This window comes from Tardiphaga sp. 813_E8_N1_3 (assembly GCF_051811025.1).
Lineage (GTDB): Bacteria > Pseudomonadota > Alphaproteobacteria > Rhizobiales > Xanthobacteraceae > Tardiphaga.
The window spans coordinates 5,775,723-5,798,082 of sequence record NZ_JBPWQE010000001.1 but is presented as its reverse complement, the minus strand read 5'-3'; the positions used below and the strand labels follow the sequence as shown (position 1 = coordinate 5,798,082).

General features: G+C 61.0%; 19 protein-coding genes. 12 read left to right on the top strand and 7 right to left on the bottom strand.

Annotation, left to right across the window (positions count from 1 at the left end; genetic code table 11):
* Positions 1–885: a succinate--CoA ligase subunit alpha gene (gene sucD / locus AB8A33_RS27450; RefSeq protein ID WP_439095650.1), complete on the top strand. Its 885-nt coding sequence runs from the start codon at positions 1–3 to the stop codon at positions 883–885.
* 235 nt (positions 886–1,120) lie between these two features.
* On the opposite strand, the gene AB8A33_RS27445 is transcribed toward sucD, so the two are convergent.
* The 3 genes from AB8A33_RS27445 to AB8A33_RS27435 all read right to left on the bottom strand — a co-directional run bounded on the left by AB8A33_RS27445 (position 1,121) and on the right by AB8A33_RS27435 (position 3,876).
* The gene (locus AB8A33_RS27445; protein WP_439095649.1) at positions 1,121–1,999 is read right to left on the bottom strand and encodes a sulfurtransferase; all 879 of its coding nucleotides are present in this window, start codon (positions 1,997–1,999) and stop codon (positions 1,121–1,123) included.
* A 125-nt stretch (positions 2,000–2,124) separates the two neighbouring features.
* On the bottom strand, positions 2,125–3,264 hold the full coding sequence (locus AB8A33_RS27440) for an acyl-CoA dehydrogenase family protein (protein WP_439095648.1): 1,140 nt from the start codon (positions 3,262–3,264) through the stop codon (positions 2,125–2,127).
* A gap of 69 nt (positions 3,265–3,333) precedes the next feature.
* Positions 3,334–3,876, bottom strand: coding sequence for an OsmC family protein (locus tag AB8A33_RS27435; protein WP_439095647.1), 543 nt, complete (start codon positions 3,874–3,876; stop codon positions 3,334–3,336).
* 234 nt (positions 3,877–4,110) lie between these two features.
* On the opposite strand from AB8A33_RS27435, the gene AB8A33_RS27430 reads away from it, so the two are divergent.
* From AB8A33_RS27430 to AB8A33_RS27400, 7 genes are all read left to right on the top strand, one after another.
* Positions 4,111–4,794 (top strand): TetR/AcrR family transcriptional regulator, encoded by a 684-nt coding sequence (locus tag AB8A33_RS27430; protein WP_439095646.1) that lies wholly within the window; start codon positions 4,111–4,113, stop codon positions 4,792–4,794.
* A 174-nt stretch (positions 4,795–4,968) separates the two neighbouring features.
* Complete coding sequence (locus tag AB8A33_RS27425; RefSeq protein WP_439095645.1) at positions 4,969–7,929, top strand: 2-oxoglutarate dehydrogenase E1 component; 2,961 nt, start codon at positions 4,969–4,971, stop codon at positions 7,927–7,929.
* A gap of 116 nt (positions 7,930–8,045) precedes the next feature.
* Positions 8,046–9,278 (top strand): 2-oxoglutarate dehydrogenase complex dihydrolipoyllysine-residue succinyltransferase, encoded by a 1,233-nt coding sequence (odhB, locus tag AB8A33_RS27420; RefSeq protein WP_439095644.1) that lies wholly within the window; start codon positions 8,046–8,048, stop codon positions 9,276–9,278.
* Between the two features lie 122 nt (positions 9,279–9,400).
* Positions 9,401–10,147: an SDR family oxidoreductase gene (locus tag AB8A33_RS27415; protein WP_439095643.1), complete on the top strand. Its 747-nt coding sequence runs from the start codon at positions 9,401–9,403 to the stop codon at positions 10,145–10,147.
* A 43-nt stretch (positions 10,148–10,190) separates the two neighbouring features.
* Entirely contained in the window at positions 10,191–11,594 is a 1,404-nt protein-coding gene (lpdA, locus tag AB8A33_RS27410; protein WP_439096080.1) for a dihydrolipoyl dehydrogenase, read from the top strand.
* Between the two features lie 38 nt (positions 11,595–11,632).
* The gene (locus AB8A33_RS27405; protein ID WP_439095642.1) at positions 11,633–12,163 is read left to right on the top strand and encodes a hypothetical protein; all 531 of its coding nucleotides are present in this window, start codon (positions 11,633–11,635) and stop codon (positions 12,161–12,163) included.
* A 27-nt stretch (positions 12,164–12,190) separates the two neighbouring features.
* Positions 12,191–13,084 carry an alpha/beta fold hydrolase gene (locus tag AB8A33_RS27400; RefSeq protein WP_439096079.1) on the top strand — a complete coding sequence of 298 codons (894 nt, stop codon included), beginning with the start codon at positions 12,191–12,193 and terminating at the stop codon, positions 13,082–13,084.
* A 4-nt stretch (positions 13,085–13,088) separates the two neighbouring features.
* Here AB8A33_RS27400 and AB8A33_RS27395 read toward each other — a convergent pair whose 3' ends face one another.
* From AB8A33_RS27395 to AB8A33_RS27385, 3 genes are all read right to left on the bottom strand, one after another.
* Complete coding sequence (locus AB8A33_RS27395; RefSeq protein ID WP_439095641.1) at positions 13,089–13,679, bottom strand: DUF4337 domain-containing protein; 591 nt, start codon at positions 13,677–13,679, stop codon at positions 13,089–13,091.
* A 103-nt stretch (positions 13,680–13,782) separates the two neighbouring features.
* Positions 13,783–14,781 (bottom strand): tyrosine recombinase XerC, encoded by a 999-nt coding sequence (locus AB8A33_RS27390; protein WP_439095640.1) that lies wholly within the window; start codon positions 14,779–14,781, stop codon positions 13,783–13,785.
* Between the two features lie 84 nt (positions 14,782–14,865).
* Positions 14,866–15,498 carry a carboxymuconolactone decarboxylase family protein gene (locus AB8A33_RS27385; RefSeq protein ID WP_439095639.1) on the bottom strand — a complete coding sequence of 211 codons (633 nt, stop codon included), beginning with the start codon at positions 15,496–15,498 and terminating at the stop codon, positions 14,866–14,868.
* A 146-nt stretch (positions 15,499–15,644) separates the two neighbouring features.
* On the opposite strand from AB8A33_RS27385, the gene AB8A33_RS27380 reads away from it, so the two are divergent.
* On the top strand, positions 15,645–17,843 hold the full coding sequence (locus AB8A33_RS27380; protein WP_439095638.1) for a primosomal protein N': 2,199 nt from the start codon (positions 15,645–15,647) through the stop codon (positions 17,841–17,843).
* Between the two features lie 180 nt (positions 17,844–18,023).
* On the opposite strand, the gene AB8A33_RS27375 is transcribed toward AB8A33_RS27380, so the two are convergent.
* Positions 18,024–18,515, bottom strand: coding sequence for a septal ring lytic transglycosylase RlpA family protein (locus AB8A33_RS27375; protein WP_439095637.1), 492 nt, complete (start codon positions 18,513–18,515; stop codon positions 18,024–18,026).
* Between the two features lie 696 nt (positions 18,516–19,211).
* Here AB8A33_RS27375 and AB8A33_RS27370 point away from each other — a divergent pair.
* From AB8A33_RS27370 to AB8A33_RS27360, 3 genes are all read left to right on the top strand, one after another.
* Positions 19,212–19,772 (top strand): F0F1 ATP synthase subunit delta, encoded by a 561-nt coding sequence (locus AB8A33_RS27370; RefSeq protein WP_089263247.1) that lies wholly within the window; start codon positions 19,212–19,214, stop codon positions 19,770–19,772.
* Positions 19,772–21,304: a F0F1 ATP synthase subunit alpha gene (atpA, locus tag AB8A33_RS27365; protein ID WP_439095636.1), complete on the top strand. Its 1,533-nt coding sequence runs from the start codon at positions 19,772–19,774 to the stop codon at positions 21,302–21,304. Before AB8A33_RS27370 ends, atpA begins: the two co-directional genes overlap by 1 nt.
* A gap of 121 nt (positions 21,305–21,425) precedes the next feature.
* On the top strand, positions 21,426–22,301 hold the full coding sequence (locus tag AB8A33_RS27360) for a F0F1 ATP synthase subunit gamma (RefSeq protein WP_439095635.1): 876 nt from the start codon (positions 21,426–21,428) through the stop codon (positions 22,299–22,301).
* Positions 22,302–22,360: the final 59 nt, after the last annotated feature.

The window sequence follows — 22,360 nt, the reverse complement described above, 5'->3', positions numbered from 1 at the left end:
ATGTCAGTTCTCATCGACAAGAATACCAAGGTGATGTGCCAGGGCTTCACCGGCAAGAACGGCACCTTCCACTCCGAACAGGCGATTATCTACGGGACCAAGATGGTCGGCGGCACGTCGCCGGGCAAAGGCGGCTCCAGGCACCTCGACCTGCCTGTGTTCGACACCGTGGCCGAGTGCCGTGACAAAACGGGCGCCGATGCGTCGGTGATCTACGTGCCGCCGCCGGGCGCCGCCGACGCGATCTGCGAAGCGATCGATGCGGAAATCCCGCTGATCGTCTGCATCACCGAAGGCATTCCGGTGCTCGACATGGTGCGCGTCAAGCGTTCGCTGTCCGGCTCCAAGTCGCGCCTGATCGGGCCGAACTGCCCGGGCGTCGTGACTGCGGGTGAATCGAAGATCGGCATCATGCCGGCCAACATCTTCAAGCCCGGCAGCGTCGGCATCCTGTCGCGTTCCGGCACGCTGACCTATGAAGCCGTGTTCCAGACCACCCAGGCTGGCCTCGGCCAGTCGTCAGCGGTCGGCATCGGCGGCGACCCGGTCAAGGGCACCGAGTTCATCGACGTGCTCGAGATGTTCCTGGCCGACCCCAAGACCACCTCGATCATCATGATCGGCGAAATCGGTGGTTCGGCGGAAGAGGACGCGGCACAGTTCATCAAGGACGAAGCCAAGCGCGGCCGCAAGAAGCCGATGGTCGGCTTCATCGGCGGCGTCACCGCACCTCCCGGCCGTCGCATGGGCCATGCCGGCGCCATCGTGTCGGGCGGTAAGGGCGACGCCCAGTCGAAGATCGCAGCGATGGAAGCCGCAGGCATCCGCGTCTCGCCGTCTCCGGCCCGCCTCGGCACCACGCTGGTGGATGTGCTGAAGGGCTGAGCTGGCTCGACAGAGTTGAAAATATGAAAGGCCCGCTCCAACGAGCGGGCCTTTTGTTTTTGGAGAGCGCTGTCATTCCGGGGCGGAAGCGGCGCCGCAGGCGACGGGGCCGAGCCCGGAATCTCGACATGGGCGTCACAGAGCTTGAAGCCATCTCGGGATTCCGGATTCGCGTCCGGCAAGGGCCGGCCGTGCCCCGGAATGACGAGGGTTTGGCGACGAGCGCGGTAGCTACTTAAGCGGCCACGGCCTGCTTCTCACCCACCAGTGGCAAGCCTTCCTCGATTGGATACTTCACATCGCGGCTCCATTCGTTCCAGGAGCCGAAATACATCCTGACATCAGCGACGCCGGCATTCTTCAAAGCCAGAAACGTGTTCGACGCCCGCGCGCCCTTGAAGCAATAGAGATAGACCGTAGTCGCCGGCGTAATGCCGACAGTCGCGCATTCGGCGAGAATCTCGTTCTTCGACTTGAAGCGCGGGCCTTCGGAGGTCGGCTTCATCATGCGGTACCACTCGATCCAAACCGCGCCGGGGATGCGGCCCATGCGCGGGCAGAAATCCTTGCCATAGGGCGAGGAGCTTTCGCCGATCCATTCGTCGACATCGCGGACGTCTAGGATCGCGATCGACGGATTGTCGAGGGCAGCCTGCATGGTCGCAGCATCGATCAGGATCGAGCCTGCTTCCGGCTTGATCGCGAACGATGCCGCAGCCGGTGTCGGGACGTCGGTGGTAATCGGCAGGCCCTTCATCGTCCAGGCGTCAAAGCCGCCATGCAGCACCTTGATCCTGGGATAGCCGAGAAACTCCAGCAGGAAGTAGCCACGGCACGACTGGCCGAAGCCGGAATTCATCGACTGCTCGTAGATCACCGCAGTCTCGCTGCCGGACAGGCCCGCACCGCCGAAGGCTTCGGCGAACTTCTTCTTCAGCTCGTCCATGCCTTCGGGCGTCGAGGTCGCCAGGAAGGTGAAGATCTCATGGAGATTGACGGCGCCGGGGATATGCCCGCCCGCATAGGCGTCGGGATTGCGCGTGTCGATGATGACACAAGGTTCTGACTTCATGAACGTGACGAGGTCGTCTGCGGAAATGAGAACTTCAGCCATTGAAAGCCTCCACTGTGTTGAACCGTCATTGTTGAGTCGTTTGTGCTGGATCGCCTGTCGTTTCGCCGTGACTTAAGTCAATTCGCTTTCCGTTCGCGTGATCGAGGTCATGTGCACAATCGGGATCACGCCCCGCCCTGGTCTCCCTGATATTCGCGCGCATTGTCTGCGAGCATTTTTCTGAGCTGCTTGGTGGCGGGGGTGACGATCGCCACGAAATAGGCTTCACGCAGCCGGCGCTGGGCGCGGTGCGATTTGAGATAGCCGCGTGCGCCACAATGCAGCATCGCTGCATGCGCTGCGGCGACGGCGGCATCACCCGCGCGCAGACGCAGTTCGACAACACTTCGCCAATAGGCATTGCTGGTCTCGAACGGCGTTGCCGCGAGCATCATCGTCTCGGCTTCCATCTTCGCCAGCAGGCCCGCGAAATCCTCTGGCTGCTGTGGCAGGAAGCAATTGACGTGGGCGAGCGACGGCTTGACGCTGTCCATGATCGCAACGCAATCGCGCACCAGCCCAAGGCCCATACCCATCTGCATCAGAATGAAGCCCGCGCGAATTTTCTTCACGAACGGCATTGCTGGTGCGGCGAGCACCTGATCGTCAGGAATGAAGACGTCGCGAAACTGCACGGCGTAGGTGCCGGTGCCGTCCATGGCGAGAAACGGCTTGCACGGCGTCAGCGCGAGATTTTCGTCCGCGCAATCGGCGAGGAACATCACCTTATCGCCGGAGCCATCATCAAGTTCGAAGATGGTACCGAACATATGGTCGGGACCGAGATTCGAGACCCAGGGCAGAGCACCCCGCACGATGTAACCGCCGTTGGTGCGACGACCTTTGAGCTTGAGCTTCTCGATACCGAAGAAGCTCTTCATCGGATTGGACAGGCCCGTACCACCAAGCAGCTTGCCGCTTGCAGCCGCGCTGAGATACTTCGCCTTCAGCGCGGTGTTATCGGAATTGAGGATGTACCAGGCCAGCGTGTTCTGACACCACGCCATGAAGGCGGTGGAGCCGCATGTTTCGCCGATGGTAGAGATGCCCGCAATGGTCTCTCCAAGATCGGCGTGAGCTGACCAGGCACCGACCTCGCCGAGATGACGCAACGCCTGATCCGGATAGATCGTACCTTCGTCGATATCTAAAGCGATCGGCGAGAGATCGGTGCGTGCGACGGCGGCTATTCGCTCGACGAGCGACGGTGTGTCGCCCGTCACCTCAACATCGTCCGATTTCCGCAGCACTGCCGTCGTGGTCATGTCGATCTCCGTCACGCGCAAGGAAGAGAGAAATTGCGGCCGCATCGCTGCGGCTGCGCGAACTCACATTCAGGCAGAGACTTCGAGATTGACCGGACGCGTGAAGGTATTGGCGACGGGCGACCACTTCTTGACGTGATCGATCAACGCATCAATCTCGGCCTGCGCAATGCCTTCGCATTCCATGTCGACCTTGATGCGCACATCGGTGAAGCCGACCGGCTTCTCGCTGATATCGCCGGTGCCCCAGACAGCAGTGATGTTGAGATCGCCTTCGAGCTGCAGTTCGAGTTTGTTGACGGTCCAACCGCGATGCACTGCATTAGCGTGCAGGCCGACGGCGATGCAGGAGCCGAGCGCTGCCAATGACGCTTCGGACGGATTCGGCGCTGTGTCGTCGCCGAGTAGCGCCGGCGGCTCATCGACGATGTAGGGCGGCAGGTTACGGATGTAGTTGGCGTGACGGAACTTGCCCTCGGCAACCGTTTTACACTTCAGCGTCTTGATGACATTGGGATTGGCTTTGCCGTTGGCGATCAGCTGTTCCAGGCCGCCTTTGTCGATCGGCGCGAGGCAGCCGGTCAGGGCGGTTTTGGCGGCGACAGCAGTCATTGGGTTCTCCCTTGGAATTGGAAAGATACAGAACGTTCTGTAGTACTGCAGAAACCATGCCAGTGGCGCTGGAGCCAGAAATGATTACGATTTCAGAAGGTTGGCGGGGTGGCGTAAAATCGGGCAGAGGTTAAGTTGCCACTTAGCGCGCCAAATCGGCGTTTACCCGCTCGAATATTGGTCAGGAACCGATGATTGCTTGCGCCTCGCGCACGCCATGACATATGACAGGGCATGACCGATGCGATGCCGCAGGCTGTCGAAAGCAATGTTCCGCAGGCGACGCCGCGCGCGCGGCTGATGGACGCGGCAACGAGGCTGTTCTGCAAGAATGGCATCAATGCTACCGGCATCGACGCCATCGTCAGCGAGGCTGGCACGGCCAAAACCACGCTCTACAAGAACTTCAAATCAAAGGACGATCTCGTCGACGCTGTGCTCAAGGCAGAAAGCGAGACATGGCGCGGCTGGTTCATTGCAGCCGTGGAACGCGCCAAAACCCCCCGTGAAAAGCTGGATTCGATCTTCCCCGCGCTGAAAAGCTGGTTTGCCGAAGAGACCTATTATGGCTGCGTTTTCATCAATGCAGTGGGTGAGCACTCGAAGGACGAAACCCGGCTACGCGACATCACCATCCGGCACAAGTCGTTCATTCTCAAACACATCTCAGGGCTGGTCGAAGCCGCCGGTGCCAAGAAACCGGATTTTCTGGCCCACCAGATCGGCCTCCTGATGGATGGAGCCATCGTCGCCGCCATGGTGACCCGCGATCCGACCGTCGCAGACGCTGCCGGTATGGCCGCCAATGCCCTGATCGACGAGGCCTGCGGACCGCCCAAAATCCGCCGCACCCGACGCGCCGGACTGCAAGGCGGCGCTGCCGCTTTGGCCAAGGAAGACCTCAGTGTCGTCGACTGAAATCAGCGGATAAAATCTCGCGCACAAAGAATTGACGAAATATTCAGTTCTTCGTGCTTTTCAGAGCGCACATTCGGATTAAATAGGGTAGAAGCTCGCTCGACTTTAGGATGATCCGGCAACCGGATCAGCCCTCGCTAAAATTTCCGCGCGATACCAAATCAGGACGCCATCATGTCTCGCCAGGACGCGAACGCCGCCTTTGCCCTCTCCTCATTTCTGCAGGGCGCAAACGCCACTTACATCGACGAACTTTACGCCCGTTATGAAAAGGACCCCTCCTCGGTCGATGCCGAGTGGCAGGAGTTCTTCAAGAGCCTGAAGGACTCGCCCGCCGACGTTCAGAAGAACGCCGAAGGTCCGTCTTGGGAAAAGACCAACTGGCCGCTGACGCCCAAGGACGACCTGACCTCCGCCATGGACGGCAACTGGGCCCAGGTCGAGAAGGTGATGGGCGCCAAGCTCGCCGCCAAGGCCGCGCAGCCAAGTGCTGCGGCACCGACCGGTGACATCAATCAGGCGACCCGCGATTCGGTGCGCGCCTTGATGCTGATCCGCGCCTTCCGCATGCGCGGCCATTTCCACGCTAATCTCGATCCGCTGGGCATCGAAGGCCAGAAGGATCATGAGGAACTCGATCCGCGCTCCTACGGCTTCACCGATGCCGACTACGACCGCAAGATCTTCCTCGATAACGTCATCGGCCTCGAATACGGCACGCTGCGCGAGATCGTTGCGATCCTGCAGCGCACCTACTGCCAGACCCTCGGCGTCGAATTTATGCACATTTCCAACCGCGCACAGAAGGCGTGGATCCAGGAACGTATCGAAGGTCCGGACAAGGAAATCAGCTTCACGCCGGAAGGTCGCCGCGCCATCCTCCAGAAGCTGATCGAAGCCGACGGCTTCGAGAAGTTTTGCGACGTCAAGTTCACCGGTACCAAGCGCTTCGGCCTCGACGGCGGCGAATCATTGATCCCGGCGCTGGAACAGATCATCAAGCGCGGCGGCAGCCTCGGTGTCCGTGACATCGTCGTCGGCATGCCCCATCGCGGTCGCCTCAATGTGTTGACCCAGGTGATGGGAAAGCCGCACCGCGCGCTGTTCCATGAATTCAAGGGCGGTTCGGCCAACCCGGACGAGGTCGAAGGCTCGGGTGACGTCAAGTATCACCTCGGTGCCTCGTCGGATCGCGAGTTCGACAACAACAATATCCATCTGTCGCTGACGGCGAACCCGTCGCATCTTGAAATCGTCGATCCCGTGGTGCTCGGAAAGGTCCGCGCCAAGCAGGACCAGAATGGTGATCCGCCAGACCAGCGTATTTCCGTGCTGCCGCTGCTGATGCATGGCGATGCGGCCTTCGCGGGTCAGGGTGTGGTCGCGGAATGCTTCGCGCTGTCGGACCTGAAGGGCTATCGCACCGGCGGTTCGATCCACTTCATCGTCAACAACCAGATCGGGTTCACCACCTATCCGCGTTACTCCCGTTCGTCGCCCTATCCGTCCGATGTCGCGAAGATGATCGATGCTCCGATCTTCCATGTGAACGGCGACGATCCGGAAGCGGTGGTATTCGCAGCCAAGATCGCGATCGAGTTCCGGCAAAAGTTCCACAAGCCTGTCGTCATCGACATGTTCTGCTATCGCCGCCACGGCCATAACGAAGGCGACGAGCCGGCGTTCACCCAGCCGGTGATGTACAAGAAGATCGGCGCGCACCAGTCGACGCTCGATATCTATGCCAAGCGTATCATCGCCGATGGCGTGATGACCGAAGGCGAAGTCGACAAGGCGAAGGCCGATTGGCGCGCTCGTCTCGATGCCGAACTCGAAGCCGGCGCCGGCTATAAGCCGAACAAGGCCGACTGGCTCGACGGCAAGTGGGCCGGCTTCAAATATGCCGACCAGGAGGAAGATCCCCGCCGTGGCGTGACGGGTGTCGACGTCAACACGCTGAAGGCTATTGGCGCCAAGATTACCAAGGTGCCCGATGGCTTCCGCGTTCACCGCACGGTGCAGCGCTTCCTCGACACCCGCGCCAAGGCGATCATCGATACCGGCGAAGGCATCGACTGGGCAACCGGCGAAGCGCTGGCGTTCTGCACGCTGATGGAAGAAGGTCACCACGTCCGTCTGTCCGGTCAGGACTCGGAGCGTGGCACCTTCTCGCAGCGCCACTCGGTGCTGTTCGACCAGGAAGACGAGAGCCGCTACACGCCGTTTAACCATCTCAAGCCCGACCAGGGTCACTACGAGGTGATCAACTCGCTGCTGTCCGAAGAAGCCGTGCTTGGCTTTGAATACGGCTATTCGCTCGCCGAGCCGAAGGCGCTGACGATCTGGGAAGCGCAGTTCGGCGACTTCGCCAACGGCGCACAGGTGCTGTTTGACCAGTTCATCTCGTCGGGTGAACGCAAGTGGCTCCGTATGTCGGGCCTCGTCTGCCTGCTGCCGCATGGCTATGAAGGCCAGGGCCCGGAGCATTCCTCCGCACGCCTTGAGCGTTTCCTCCAGATGTGCGCGGAAGACAACATGCAGGTGGTCTATCCGACCACTCCGGCCAACTACTTCCACATGCTGCGTCGTCAGTTGAAGCGTGAGATCCGCAAGCCGCTGATCGTCATGACGCCGAAGTCGCTGCTGCGCCACAAGCGTGCAGTGTCGAAGCTCAGCGAACTCGGCGCCGATACGACCTTCCACCGCGTGCTGTTCGACGATGCGGAGAAGTTGCCGGACGAGAAGATCAAGCTCGTACCCGACAACAAGATCCGCCGCGTCGTGCTGTGCACCGGCAAGGTCTATTACGATCTCTACGAAGAGCGCGAGAAGCGCGGTGTCGACGACATCTATCTGATGCGCGTCGAACAGCTCTATCCGGTGCCGCTGAAGACGCTGGTGCAGGAGCTGACCCGTTTCAAGGGTGCGGAATTCGTCTGGTGTCAGGAAGAGCCGCGCAACATGGGCGGCTGGCACTTCATCGAGCCGTATCTCGAATGGGTGCTCAACCAGATCAACGCCACCCACAAGCGTCCGCGTTACGCCGGCCGCGCCGCATCTGCGGCGACCGCTACCGGCCTGATGTCCAAGCATCTCGCCCAGCTCAAGGCCTTCCTCGACGAAGCACTCGGCTAAGCCTCCATCCTGTTGGCGAATGCCCCGCACCCGCGGGGCGTTCGCATATCCGCATTGATTTCAAGTTCAGGCAGGGATGACCGAGCGGGTCGCCACGCCACAAGAGGAAATAGACAATGACTGAAATTCGCGTTCCCACGCTCGGCGAATCCGTGACGGAAGCCACCATCGGCCGCTGGTTCAAGAAGGCTGGCGATGCCGTCGCCGTTGACGAGCCGTTGGTCGAACTCGAGACCGACAAGGTCACGATCGAAGTCCCGGCGCCCTCCGCCGGCGTGCTCGGCGAGATCGTTGCCAAGGATGGTGAGACCGTTGCCGTCGGCGCACTGCTCGGCCAGATCACCGATGGTGCCGGCGGCGCCAAGCCGGCTGCTGCTCCCGCGAAGCCCGCTGCTCCGGCTCCGGCCGCTGCTACACTTGCTCCCGCTCAGAAGTCCGCACCCGTCGATGCGCCGCTGGCGCCGTCGGTCCGCAAGATCTCGGCCGAGAGCGGCATCGATGCCGCCACCGTGCCCGGTTCGGGCAAGGATGGCCGCGTGACCAAGGGCGACATGCTCGCTGCGATCGAGAAGGCCGCCTCGGCGCCGACCCCGATCAATCAGCCAGCCGCCTCTGTGCAGGTTCGTGCGCCGTCGCCCGCAGACGACGCGTCGCGCGAAGAGCGCGTGAAGATGACACGCCTGCGCCAGACCATCGCGCGCCGCCTGAAGGACGTGCAGAACACCGCCGCGATGCTCACGACCTTCAACGAGGTCGACATGACCAACGTGATGGCGCTGCGCTCACAGTACAAGGACGTTTTTGAGAAGAAGCACGGCACCAAGCTCGGCTTCATGGGCTTCTTCACCAAGGCCTGCGTGCAGGCGCTGAAGGATATTCCGGCCGTGAACGCCGAGATCGATGGCTCCGATCTGATCTACAAGAACTACTATCACGTCGGCGTTGCCGTCGGCACTGACAAGGGCCTCGTCGTTCCCGTGGTGCGTGACTGCGATACCAAGTCGATCTCCGACATCGAAAAAACCATTGCGGATTTCGGCAAGCGCGCCCGCGACGGCCAGCTCAAGATCGACGAAATGCAGGGCGGCACATTCACCATCACCAATGGCGGCATCTACGGCTCGCTGATGTCTACGCCGATCCTGAACGCACCGCAGTCGGCTATCCTTGGCATGCACAAGATCCAGGAACGTCCGGTCGTAGTCGGCGGCAAGATCGAGATCCGCCCGATGATGTATCTGGCGGTTTCCTACGATCACCGCGTCATCGACGGCAAGGAAGCCGTGACCTTCCTCGTTCGCGTCAAGGAAAGCCTGGAAGATCCGGCACGTCTCGTTCTGGATCTCTGATCTCTCCTTATTCACTATTATCAACCGGTAGCGGCGACGCTGCCGGTTGATGACCAAGAAGCCTTGATATCCGAAGCCTCGATACCTGAAGTCTTGGCACCTCAGCGAAGCTGGAGCAGGACATGACCGACAGCGTCGTCATCATCACTGGTGGTAGCCGGGGTATCGGTCGTTCCACTGCGCTCCTGGCGGCCTCACGCGGCTTCAAGGTCGTGGTCGGCTATGCCAGCAACGAAGCCGCCGCCAACGAGGTCGTCTCGAAGATCGAAGCGACCAACGGCAAGGCCATAGCGGTGAAATGCGATGTCGGCTCCGAGGCTGACATTCTTGCGCTGTTCAAGACCGCGGACGCCTTTGGTCCTCTCGGCGCGCTGGTCAACAATGCCGGCATTGTCGGCCCTTCCATCCGCGTCGATCAGATGACTGCCGAACGCATCGCCAACATGATGACGGTGAATGTCACCGGAAGCATTCTCTGCGCCCGCGAAGCCGTGAAGCGGATGTCGACCAAGCACAGTGGCAACGGCGGAGTCATCGTCAATCTGTCATCGGTAGCCGCCAAACTGGGCGCGCCGAACACCTATGTCGACTATGCCGCGTCGAAGGGCGCGATCGATTCCTTCACCATCGGATTGGGACACGAAGTCGCAGCCGAGGGCATTCGCGTCGCCGGCATTCGACCCGGTTTGATCGATACTGACATTCACGCGTCAGGCGGCGAGCCGGATCGCGCGCATCGTCTTTCCGTCAACGTCCCGATGAAGCGCGTCGGTACTGCGGATGAAGTTGCCAACGCCATTGTCTGGTTACTGTCGGACGAGGCTTCTTACGTCACATCCACCATTCTCGACGTGTCCGGTGGCCGTTAAGGCCCAGGCACCCCATATCATCCAGAAGAAAATACAGGACTGCATCATGGCTTACGACCTCGTTGTTATCGGCACCGGACCCGGTGGCTATGTCTGCGCGATCCGCGCGGCGCAGCTCGGCATGAAGGTTGCCGTCGTCGAGAAGAACAGCACGCTGGGCGGCACCTGCCTGAACATCGGCTGCATGCCCTCGAAGGCTTTGCTCTATTCGTCGGAGCTTTTTGAGGAAGCCGGCCACTCCTTCGCAAAGATGGGCATCAAGGTGTCCGCCCCGACACTCGATCTTCCCGCGTTGATGAACTTCAAGCAGCAGGGCATCGACGGCAACGTCAAGGGCGTCGAATTCCTGATGAAGAAGAACAAGATCGACGTCGTGATGGGCACCGGCCGTGTGCTCGGCACCGGTAAGGTCGAAGTCACCGGCGCTGACGGAAAGGCCCAGACGCTGGAGACCAAGAACATCGTCATCGCTACCGGCTCTGACGTCGCGAAGCTGAAGGGCATCGAGATCGATGAGAAGCGCATCGTGTCGTCGACCGGCGCGCTGTCGCTCGACAAGGTCCCGGGCAAGCTGATCGTGGTCGGCGCCGGCGTGATCGGCCTCGAGCTCGGCTCGGTGTGGCGCCGGCTGGGCGCTGAAGTCACTGTGGTGGAATTCCTCGACCGCATCCTGCCCGGCATGGACGGCGAAGTCGCCAAGCAATTCCAACGCATGCTGGAGAAGCAGGGCATGACATTCAAGCTCGGCGCCAAGGTCACCGGCGTCGATACGTCGGGCAAGACTCTGAAGGCGCAGATCGAGCCAGCCGCGGGCGGCGCTGCCGAGTCCATCGAAGCCGATGTGATTCTCGTCGCGATCGGACGCGTGGCTTACACCGAAGCGCTTGGCCTCAAGGAAGCAGGTGTCGAGCTCGACGAGCGCGGCCGCGTCAAGATCGACCATCACTTCTCAAGCAACGTGAAGGGCATCTATGCGATCGGCGACGTCGTCGCGGGCCCGATGCTGGCGCACAAAGCGGAAGACGAAGGCGTTGCCTGCGCCGAGATTCTTGCAGGCCAGGCCGGTCATGTGAACTATGACGTAATCCCCGGCGTCGTCTACACCACGCCGGAAGTCGCCGCCGTCGGCAAGACCGAGGAAGAGCTCAAGGCTGCCGGTATCGCTTACAATGTCGGCAAGTTCCCGTTCACTGCCAATGGCCGCTCCAAGGTCAACCAGACTACCGATGGTTTCGTGAAGATTCTCGCAGATGCGAAGACCGATCGCGTGCTCGGCGTGCATATGATCGGCCGCGAAGTCGGCGAAATGATCCACGAGGCCTGCGTGCTGATGGAATTCGGCGGTTCCGCCGAAGATCTGGCCCGCACCTGCCATGCCCATCCGACCCGCTCCGAGGCGGTGAAGGAAGCGGCATTTGCGGTAGCCAAGCGCGCTATCCATATGTGAGTCACGGCCGGTGCGACGCCGGCTGGGAGACGAACACCATGATCCGACGCGTGCTGCAGCCGCTATGGTTCTTCCTCGCTTTGATCTTCCTGATCGAAGCGTGGCTGTGGGATCATCTCGAACCGGTCGTCGCGCGCATTGTTGCAGCGATTCCGCTGCGCGCTTTGAAGGAATGGCTGGCCGCGCGAATCGCGCGGCTGTCGCCAATGTTGACGCTGATCGTGTTTGTTATTCCGGCGATCCTGCTGTTTCCGTTGAAACTGGCCGGCGCCTGGTTGCTCATGCATCAATATTGGATCAGCGCTTTCGCGCTCATCGTGTTCAGCAAGTTTCTCGGCGTCGGCGTCGCTGCGTTCATCTTCGATGTGACACGGCCGAAGCTGTTGCAGATGAACTGGTTTCGGAAGCTCTATGAATTCGTTCTCGACATCCGCCGCCGGGCCGGCGAATTGGTCGCGCCTGTGACTGCAAGAATCAAAGCGACGATGGCGATGTTCCGCTCCAATTCATCGTCGCGTTGGATGCGGCTGGTACAACGGCTGCGTCATCGGGCACATTCGGCGCGGTAGACCGAACGGGAGAACGACTTGGCTGAACTGGCACGCATCCAAACTCCCCTTCTCGATATTGCCTATGAACATAGCGGACCGAATGATGGCCTGCCCGTCCTTCTGATGCATGGTTTTCCCTATGACATCAGAGGCTATGACGACGCGGTCGACATCATCAACTCCGCCGGCTTCCGGACCATCGTGCCTTATCTGCGTGGTTATGGGCCAACACGGTTTCTTTCCAGCGCAACCAGCCGCTCGGGGCAACAGGCCGCGCTTGGGCAGGATCTGCTGGAGCTGATGGACGCGCTGCGTATCGGCAAGGCTGTCGTCGCGGGCTACGACTGGGGCGGACGCGCGGCCTGTGTTGTCTCGGCGCTATGGCCTGAACGCATACATGGCTTGGTCAGTTGCGCAGGTTACAACATCCAGAATCTGACCAGAGCCGCGACCCCCGCCGATCCGGAACAGGAAGCCCGGCAGTGGTATCAATACTACTTTCACACCGAACGCGGCCGTAATGGCCTGATCCAGAATCGCGCGGCACTGAGCAAGCTTTTATGGAAGATGTGGTCACCGAGTTGGGCGTTCGACGACGCAACCTTCGAACGATCCGCGCCCACCTTTGACAATGACGACTTTGTCGATGTTGTCGTGCACTCCTACATGCACCGGACCGGCAGCGTCGCCGGTGATCTCAATTATGTGTTTCCGGAAACGCAACTTGCAGCGCAGCCGAAGATCGACGTGCCGACCATCGTGCTACATGGCGCCGACGACGGCATCAATGTCGTGAAGAGTTCTGAGCGCCACGGCCAGTATTTCACGGCGACCTATGAGCGCCGTGTGATCCCCGGCGTCGGCCACAACGTGCCGCAGGAAGCCCCGCGGGAGTTTGCCGAAGCGGTCCTGCAACTCTGCCGGACCGCTTCGGCTTAAGTCGTTACATGAGATGAACCGCATGCGGCGCGAACAAGCCGATCGCCGTGAAGGCGACGCCGGCAATCGCCAGTGCACCTGATACCCAGGCCAGCGCGATCATGCCGGTGATGATCGTGGCCGATGCCAGAACGATGCCGATCTGGAATGCGGCGGAGGCCACTTCATAGTGATGGTAGCGCGCCATCGCGAGGTCGCGCGCGTGTTCGGCTTCCTTGGCACGGGCGGCGAGCTGTTCGGAGCCTTCGCCGGTTTCCGGCTCGGAGCGGTAACGATCCGCGGTCTTCTTCCAGTCGTCGATCTGCTTGGACAGTGCGGCCTTGGCGGCATCGTCACCCATCAGGCCAAGGCTCAGCCGGGCTTGATCCGACGTCGCCTGAACGACGGTACGGCGGATGCTTTTGGCCTGGAAGAACGCCCAGAGGTTGGACGCCTCGACATTCTTGCTGATGGATTCGGTTTGCGCGCCCTTGCCGAGGGTTTCCGAGAACGCCAGGAACAGCGCGATCACGGCAATCAGGAGTGCAATATTCTTGTTAGAGCCAGACGCATGCTCGGCATGCTCCGCGTGCTCCATACTTTCGTGCGCGCTCATCGGGGACCCCTCTCCGGTTAATGGCCCGACGATTGACTGAACCGCGCCAACTTCGCAAGGGGCAGCTTGATGACACTTGTACTACGGGCGGGGCCGGGCCGCCTTACGCTCGCGGGTGTGCGGTCTTGTAGACCTCGAACAGCCGCTCGGTGTCGATGCCGGTATAGATCTGGGTGGTCGATAGCGAGGCGTGGCCGAGCAATTCCTGGATCGCGCGGAGGTCACCACCGCGAGTCAGCAGATGGGTGGCAAAGGAATGGCGCAGCGCGTGCGGCGTGGCGCTATCGGGCAGACCGAGCGCGCCGCGCATCCGCTCCATGGTCAACTGGATGATCCGAGGACTGAGCGGGCCACCCCGCGCGCCGACAAACATCGGTCCTTCTGCGGGCAGCGGGTGCGGACACTGCGCCGCATAGTCGGCGATGAGCTCGAGCACATTATGCAACACCGGTACCATGCGGGTCTTGTTGCCCTTGCCATTGACGATCAGCACGTCGCCGGCACCGGGCGCCGGCACGTCGCGCCGCTTGAGGCCAAGCGCCTCGGAGATGCGCAGGCCCGAGCCATAGAGCAGCGCCATCACCGCGGCATCGCGTGCCCAGATCCACGGATCGCGGTTTTCGCCCGCACGCTCATCCGCATCGGCAAGGCGCTTGGCCGAGGCCATCTGCAGCGGTTTCGGCAGGCTCTTGCCGATTTTGGGCGCGCGTATCGCTGACAGCGCACCGACGTTGCCTTTGCCTTCACGCTCGAGAAAACGGCCGAAAGACCGCAGACCGGCCAACGCGCGCATCAGCGAGCGGCCACCAATGTCATCGCCGCGGCGCGCCGCCATGAAGGCACGGACATCACTGGTCTCCAGCTTGGCGAAACGCGGCAGCGAGACGAGCGCGCCCCAGTGTTCGGCGAGAAATGTAAGAAACTGCCGGACGTCGCGCGCATAGGCTTCGAGCGTCTTTGGCGACAGCCGCCGCTCGGCGCGCAGATGCGACAGCCACCGCGTCATCTGCAGCGAGACATCGGCATCCGCACAGATGAGGTCAATCGGCGCCGGCCCACTTGATTTGGCTTCGGCTGGTTTCTTGTCGGAAAGCTTGGCCATCGGGATGCCTTGCAGTGCGTCGCACGCGAACGGGCGGAGATTATCACACCCCGCTCGTTTCACTTTGGTGAACCGCCAGCATCGTCAATCCGGGAACCGCTTCAGGGGCTCTGTGACACCGGCCGGGAGGCCTGTTCGCGCTGCATTCATAGCCATGGCCAGGAAGGTGTAATAGCCATTGATCCCGAGCAGATCGATGACGCCCTGCTCGCCGAATTTTGCAACGGCCTTGTTCCACGTCGGATCACTCACGCGTTTGGTGCGCTGGATTTCGATCGACATGTCGTAGGCGGCCTCTTCGTCATCGGCCATGCCAACAGGCCGCCGCCCGTCGGCAATCGCGTCGGCGATCTCGTTGCGGAGACCCGCCTTGATCGCGATGTCATGATGGGCAACCCACTCATATTGCTGGGTCCACTCCCGTGCGGTGATCAGGATGATCATTTCGCTCAGCCGCGGAGCCAGTGCGCTCTTGAACCTGAGATGATCGCCCATGGCCTTGGCGCGGAGCATGACTTCCGGGCTGCGAATCAGCGGCACGAAAGGCCCACGAACCTCATAGCCGCGCCCGCCGGCGAATTCCTCGGCGGCCTTCTTCTGGGCATCGGTGTATTTGTCGGCCGGGATCGGCGGCATCCGGTCCTGCGCCCGTGCGGGCACCACAACGGCAGAAATAATGATGAGTGAGGCGGCTGCCCCTGCGAGCCTGTGGCCCATATTTGGTTCTCCCTTTGACTTATTATTTTTGCTTCATTGTCGTGGTGGCGCATCGGTCATAAGACCGGGCCGCCCTGCCGGCACTGGTCCGGACCGCACCGCGAGCTTAGGTTAGCGGATACCCCAATTCGAGTCTGATTCCGCCGATGGACGAAGCTGCGCGTACCAAAACATCGTCTGGCGTCGTCGACGTGCTGGTGCCGGTCGCGCTGAACCAGGCTTATTCCTATCGCGTGCCCCGCGGCCTCGATCTGCAGCCCGGCGATGTCGTCAGCGTGCCGCTCGGTGCCCGCGAGGTGATCGGCGTGGTCTGGGCGGAAAACACCAATCCCGATCCACGGCTGCACAACCGGCTCAAGGAAGTCGGCGAGAAATTCGATGTCCCGCCGCTGAAGCAGGAATTGCGCAGCCTGGTCGACTGGGTGGCGAATTACACTTTGTCCGCCCGCGGCATGGTCATGAAGATGACACTGCGGATGGGCGAGCACCTCGGCCCGGAGCGGGTGCGCGTGGGCGTCCGTCTGGTCGGCGAAGTGCCCAAGCGCATGACCTCGGCACGCGCACGGCTGATCGAGATCCTGTCGGACGGGTTGCTGCATGCCAAATCCGAAGCCGCCAAGGAAGCCGGTGTCAGCGCCGGCGTGATCGACGGCCTCGTCGATGAAGGCACGCTTGCTATTGAAGCCATGCCTCGCGCGCTACCGCCGCCGGCGCCTGACCCCACCTTCGCCGAGCCGGATTTTTCAGACGACCAGGCCGTCGCGGCCGAAGCGATGCGGACTTTCGCCGCCAAGGGGGATTTTCACGCCGCCCTGCTCGACGGCGTCACCGGCTCCGGCAAGACCGAGGTCTATTTCGAGGCGGTTGCCGAGGTGATCAAGCGCGGCGAACAGGTGTTGATCCTGATGCCCGAAATAGCGCTGACGGGGCAATTCCTGGAGCGCTTCTCAAAACGCTTCGGCGTGCGGCCGCTGGAATGGCATTCCGAACTGACACCGCGTACCCGCGCACGCAACTGGGCGTCGACCGCCAATGGCGAGGCCCATGTCATCGTCGGCGCGCGTTCGGCGTTGTTTCTGCCCTATGCGAAACTTGGCCTGATCATCGTCGATGAAGAGCACGACCAGGCCTACAAGCAGGACGAAGGCGCGCATTACCATGCCCGCGACATGGCCGTGGTGCGCGCATCCATCGCCAGGATTCCCATCGTGCTCGCCTCTGCGACTCCGTCCGTTGAGTCCGAGGTCAATGCTCGCAAGGGGCGATATCAGCGCATCGCGCTGCCATCGCGCTTCGGTGGCCAGCATATGCCGCATATCGAAGCCATTGATCTGCGCCGCGAAGGGCCGATGCGCGGCCGCTTCATCGCACCGCGCCTCGCCGAGAAAATCCAGATCGCCATAGAGCGCAAGGAACAGGCGTTGCTGTTCCTGAATCGCCGCGGTTATGCGCCGCTGACGCTATGCCGCGGCTGCGGACATCGCTTCGCCTGCACCATCTGCGATGCGTGGCTGGTCGATCATCGCTTTCGCCAGCGACTGGTATGCCATCACTGCGGCTTCTCGATGCATCGCCCACATCAATGCCCGCATTGTCAGGCTGAAGAGTCGCTGGTTGCCGTGGGACCCGGCGTCGAGCGCCTGCAGGAGGAAGCAGCCAGCCTGTTTCCGAATGCGCGCACCATGGTGCTGTCAAGCGACCTCATCACGTCAATCGATGCGATGCGGACGGAGCTGACCGAGATCGCAGAAGGCCGCGTCGATGTCATCATCGGCACGCAACTCGTGGCCAAGGGCCATAACTTCCCGCGGCTCAATCTGGTCGGCGTCATCGACGCCGATCTGGGCCTCGGCAATGGCGATCCCCGCGCCGCGGAGCGCACCTATCAGATGCTCAATCAAGTCATCGGCCGCGCCGGACGTGACCAGGGACGCGGCGTCGGCTATCTGCAGACCCATCAGCCGGAGCATCCGGTGATGAAGGCGCTGATCGCAAACGACCGCGAAGCGTTTTACGCCAGCGAAATCGAGGCCCGCGAACGCGCGGGCTATCCACCCTTCGGACGGCTGGCGAGTCTGATCATTTCAGGCGGTGACCGGCCAACCACGGAGGGCTATGCGCGCAAGCTCGCCGCCGTAGCACCGATCGACGAGCGCATCATGGTGCTCGGCCCCGCTGAAGCACCACTCGCCGTCATCAAAGGTCGCTATCGCTTCCGACTGCTGGTGAAGTCGGCGCGCAATGTCGACCTGTCGCACTATCTCCGCGACTGGCTGGCGCATGGCCCAAAACCGACAGGCAACCTAAAGCTCGAAGTCGATGTCGATCCGCAGAGCTTTCTTTGAGCTTCGTCGTTCCGGAAGGCTCGCTCTTGCGCGCGAACCTGGAATGACGGCGTGAACTGACAACGCAAAAACAAAAAAGCCTGCTGTCTTTTGATGACAGCAGGCTCTTTTACTCAACGCTTACTCTACTCAATACACACACAACGCTACTGAACTTGAAAGATCAGAAACGCGACGCGCTTACATGACTTCCGCGACGACGCGGCCGACGCCACGGCCGGTCAAACCGATCGCACTGGCTGCGCCTTTCGACAGGTCGAGTACACGGCCACGGATGAACGGTCCGCGATCGTTGACGGTGACGACAACGCTGCGACCGCCATGGGTCACGCGCAGCTTGGTGCCGAACGGCAGCGAACGATGCGCGGCAGTCATCGCATTCTGATTGAAGCGCTGACCCGAGGCGGTGCGGCTGCCGGACTCATTGCCGTAATAGGACGCAACACCCGAGAAGCTACGACCGCCCGTGGTTGGCGCGATCGACGCGTTGGCATCGAACAGCGACGGCTGGCTGGCCTGATGTGCGTGATGCTTGTGGTGATGGCGATGGTGCCGGGATTTGGCCGAAGCCTCCGAAACAGTTCCCCCGAAAACAAGAGCGGCAGTCATGACAGCGATTGCCGTACGCGGCCGGGCGATAGCGCCCAGCGTCGATTTTCCGTAACGCAGCATAAGTTGTTGTCCCTCAGACAGTATTGCCACAAGTGTGGCAAGTGGACCCCCGTCCCAATTTCACTGGCTGAGCGTTTGACGACGTAATGAGGCGTAAAATAGGCAACACAATCGTTCCATGACCAGATGAAATATCTTGTGATGGAACAGAACATGGCTAATAGGCCATTTTAACAAATTATTAACTATTAAATATACTGTAAATTACACGACTATACTGAATAGCGAAGTGATCATCGTGCATGGATAGCATTCGGTAAGTAAATGTTAAGCAGCCCGAAACGGTGACGTAAGGCGCACACGCCGCGCGCTCCCTGCCGGGATTTCAATTGCGGACTTATCCGCGACCGACGCTGCATGATTCAAAAAATCGGCACTGCGTACCGCCATGCGGAATTAGAAATTCCGCCTCGGAGACGGACAACGAAACACTCCGTCAGCGACCCGATTGGCGAGTCACATCTCCCTGAAATGATTCTTTGCGAGGGCCTGCGACAAGGCATCATCAAACGCTTTCGTCGCGTTGCACCAGCGCGCGGGCTATGTTAGCAAAGCCGCGATTTGAACGGGTCACGACATTTTGTTGTGACCTAAAAATCGAAGTCCCGCTTGAATTCCAAGGACTTGGATCGCTAGGCGCCACATTCAGGCGATAGTTATTCCCTTGCGAGTTTGACAGCCTGAAGAGCGCAATTCGTGGCAACACAAGATCCGTCGGTTTCGGGAATGTCCGGTCGTTATGCAACGGCTCTGTTTGAGCTGGCGCGTGACGAAAAGTCCGTCGATGCGGTGAAGGCCGATCTCGACAAATTCGCAGCGATGCTGGCCGACAGCGCCGACCTGGCGCGACTGGTTCGCAGCCCGGTGTTCTCTGCAGAGATTCAGGGCAAGGCCCTCGCTTCGGTTCTGGAGAAGGCCGGAATTACCGGCATCACCGCCAACTTCCTCAAGGTCCTCACCGCCAACCGCCGCCTGTTCGCCATTGGCGACGTGGCGCGCGGCTTCAATGCGCTGGTAGCCAAGTTTAAGGGCGAAGCTACGGCTGACGTCACCGTCGCCGAGCCGCTCAGTGACAAGAATCTCGACGCCCTCAAGACCGCGCTGAAGTCAGTGACGGGCAAGGACGTCGCGCTCAACGTGAAAGTCGATCCGTCCATCATCGGCGGGCTTGTCGTCAAGCTCGGCAGCCGCATGGTGGATAGCTCGCTTCGCACCAAACTCAACTCGATCAAGCACTCGATGAAAGAGGCAGGCTGATGGACATCCGCGCCGCAGAAATTTCCGCGATCCTCAAAGACCAGATCAAGAATTTCGGCCAGGAAGCTGAAGTTTCTGAAGTCGGACAGGTGTTGTCCGTCGGCGACGGCATTGCCCGCGTCTACGGCCTCGACAACGTCCAGGCTGGTGAAATGGTCGAATTCGAGAACGGCACCCGCGGTATGGCGCTGAACCTCGAAACCGACAACGTAGGTGTCGTTATTTTCGGCGCTGACCGCGAGATCAAGGAAGGCCAGACCGTCAAGCGCACCCGTTCGATCGTGGACGCGCCGGTTGGCAAGGGTCTGCTCGGCCGCGTTGTCGATGGTCTCGGCAATCCGATCGACGGCAAAGGTCCGATCCAGGCCGACAAGCGCATGCGCGTCGACGTCAAGGCGCCGGGCATCATTCCGCGCAAGTCGGTCAACGAGCCGATGGCAACCGGCCTGAAGTCGGTCGATGCTTTGATCCCGGTCGGCCGTGGCCAGCGCGAGCTGATCATTGGTGACCGTCAGACCGGCAAGACCGCAATCGCGCTCGACACCATCCTGAACCAGAAGTCGCTGAACGTTGCTGGCGCTCCCGAGAGCCAGAAACTGTACTGCGTTTACGTCGCCGTCGGCCAGAAGCGTTCGACCGTTGCGCAGTTCGTGAAGGTGCTCGAAGAGCAGGGCGCGATGGAATACTCCGTCGTCGTCGCTGCGACCGCTTCCGATCCGGCTCCGATGCAGTACATCGCGCCATTCACCGGCTGTACGATCGGCGAATTCTTCCGCGACAACGGCATGCACGCCGTCATCATCTATGACGATTTGTCGAAGCAGGCTGTTGCCTATCGCCAGATGTCGCTGCTGCTGCGTCGTCCTCCGGGCCGCGAAGCTTATCCCGGCGACGTGTTCTATCTTCACTCGCGCCTTCTCGAACGCGCTGCGAAGCTCAACGATTCCCAGGGCAATGGTTCGCTGACGGCGCTGCCGGTCATCGAAACCCAAGCCAACGACGTGTCGGCCTACATCCCGACCAACGTGATTTCGATCACCGACGGTCAGATCTTCCTTGAAACCGATCTGTTCTTCCAGGGCATCCGACCCGCCGTGAACGTCGGTCTGTCCGTGTCGCGCGTCGGCTCCGCCGCGCAGACCAAGGCGATGAAGAAGGTCGCCGGCAAGATCAAGGGTGAGCTCGCGCAGTACCGCGAAATGGCTGCCTTTGCGCAGTTCGGCTCGGACCTCGACGCTTCGACCCAGCGCCTGCTGAACCGCGGCGCACGTCTGACCGAACTCCTGAAGCAGCCGCAGTTCTCGCCGCTGAAGATGGAAGAGCAGGTTGCCGTGATCTGGGCCGGTACCAACGGCTATCTCGACACGCTGCCGGTTAGCAAGGTGCGCGGTTTCGAAGACGGCCTGTTGTCGCTGCTGCGCGGCAAGAACGTCGAGATCCTCAACGCGATCCGCGACAGCCGCGATCTCAAGGATGACGTCGCCGCCCAGCTCAAGGCCGTCGTCGAAGGCTTCGCGAAGACCTACGCTTAATATTGCCAATGAATGGCCGGCTCATGCCGGCCATTCGCGTTGATGTCCGGCACGAGGTCGGGCGTTTCGAACGAGAGGTTCGCGATCAGCTGAACAGCTAGATCGCCGGGGTGGACTGAGAATGGCCTCACTTAAAGACATGCGTGTCCGCATCGCCTCGACCAAGGCGACGCAGAAGATCACCAAGGCGATGCAGATGGTTGCGGCATCGAAGCTGCGCCGTGCGCAGACCGCTGCCGAAGCTGCACGTCCTTACGCCGAGAAGATGGATACGGTGATCGCCAGCATCGCCAGCGCGACCACACCGGGCACCGGCCCGGCGCTGTTGGTTGGTACCGGCAAGGATCAGGTCCACCTGCTGCTGGTTTGCACCGGCGAGCGGGGCCTATGTGGCGCTTTCAATTCCTCGATCGTACGTCTGGCGCGTGAACGCGCGCTGGCGCTGATGAACCAGGGCAAAGAGGTCAAGTTCTTCTGCGTCGGTCGCAAGGGTTACGAGCAGCTGCGCCGCAACTTCGACAAGCAGATCGTCGGTCATCTCGAACTGCGTTCCGTGCGTCAGCTCGGCTTCGTCAATGCCGATGATATCGCCAAGAAAGTTCTGGCTCTCTTCAATGACGGTCAGTTTGACGTTTGCACGCTGTTCTATTCGCGCTTCAAGTCGGTGATCTCGCAGATTCCGACCGCCCAGCAGATCATTCCGCTGGAAGTCGCAGCGCCTGCTGCCAATGCCGGCCCGACACCGACTTATGAATACGAGCCCGCCGAGGATGAGATCCTTGACGGCCTGCTGCCGCGCAATCTCGCGGTACAGATTTTCCGCGCGCTGCTGGAGAACAATGCTTCGTTCTACGGTGCGCAGATGAGCTCGATGGACAACGCCACGCGCAACGCCGGCGACATGATCCGCAAGCAGACACTGATCTACAACCGCACCCGCCAGGCGATGATTACGAAGGAGCTGATCGAAATCATCTCCGGCGCCGAGGCGATCTAACAGTAATAATCCGGTCTACCCGACCGCCGTTCAAGTTTCGGACTTCAGAGTCCTTGAGG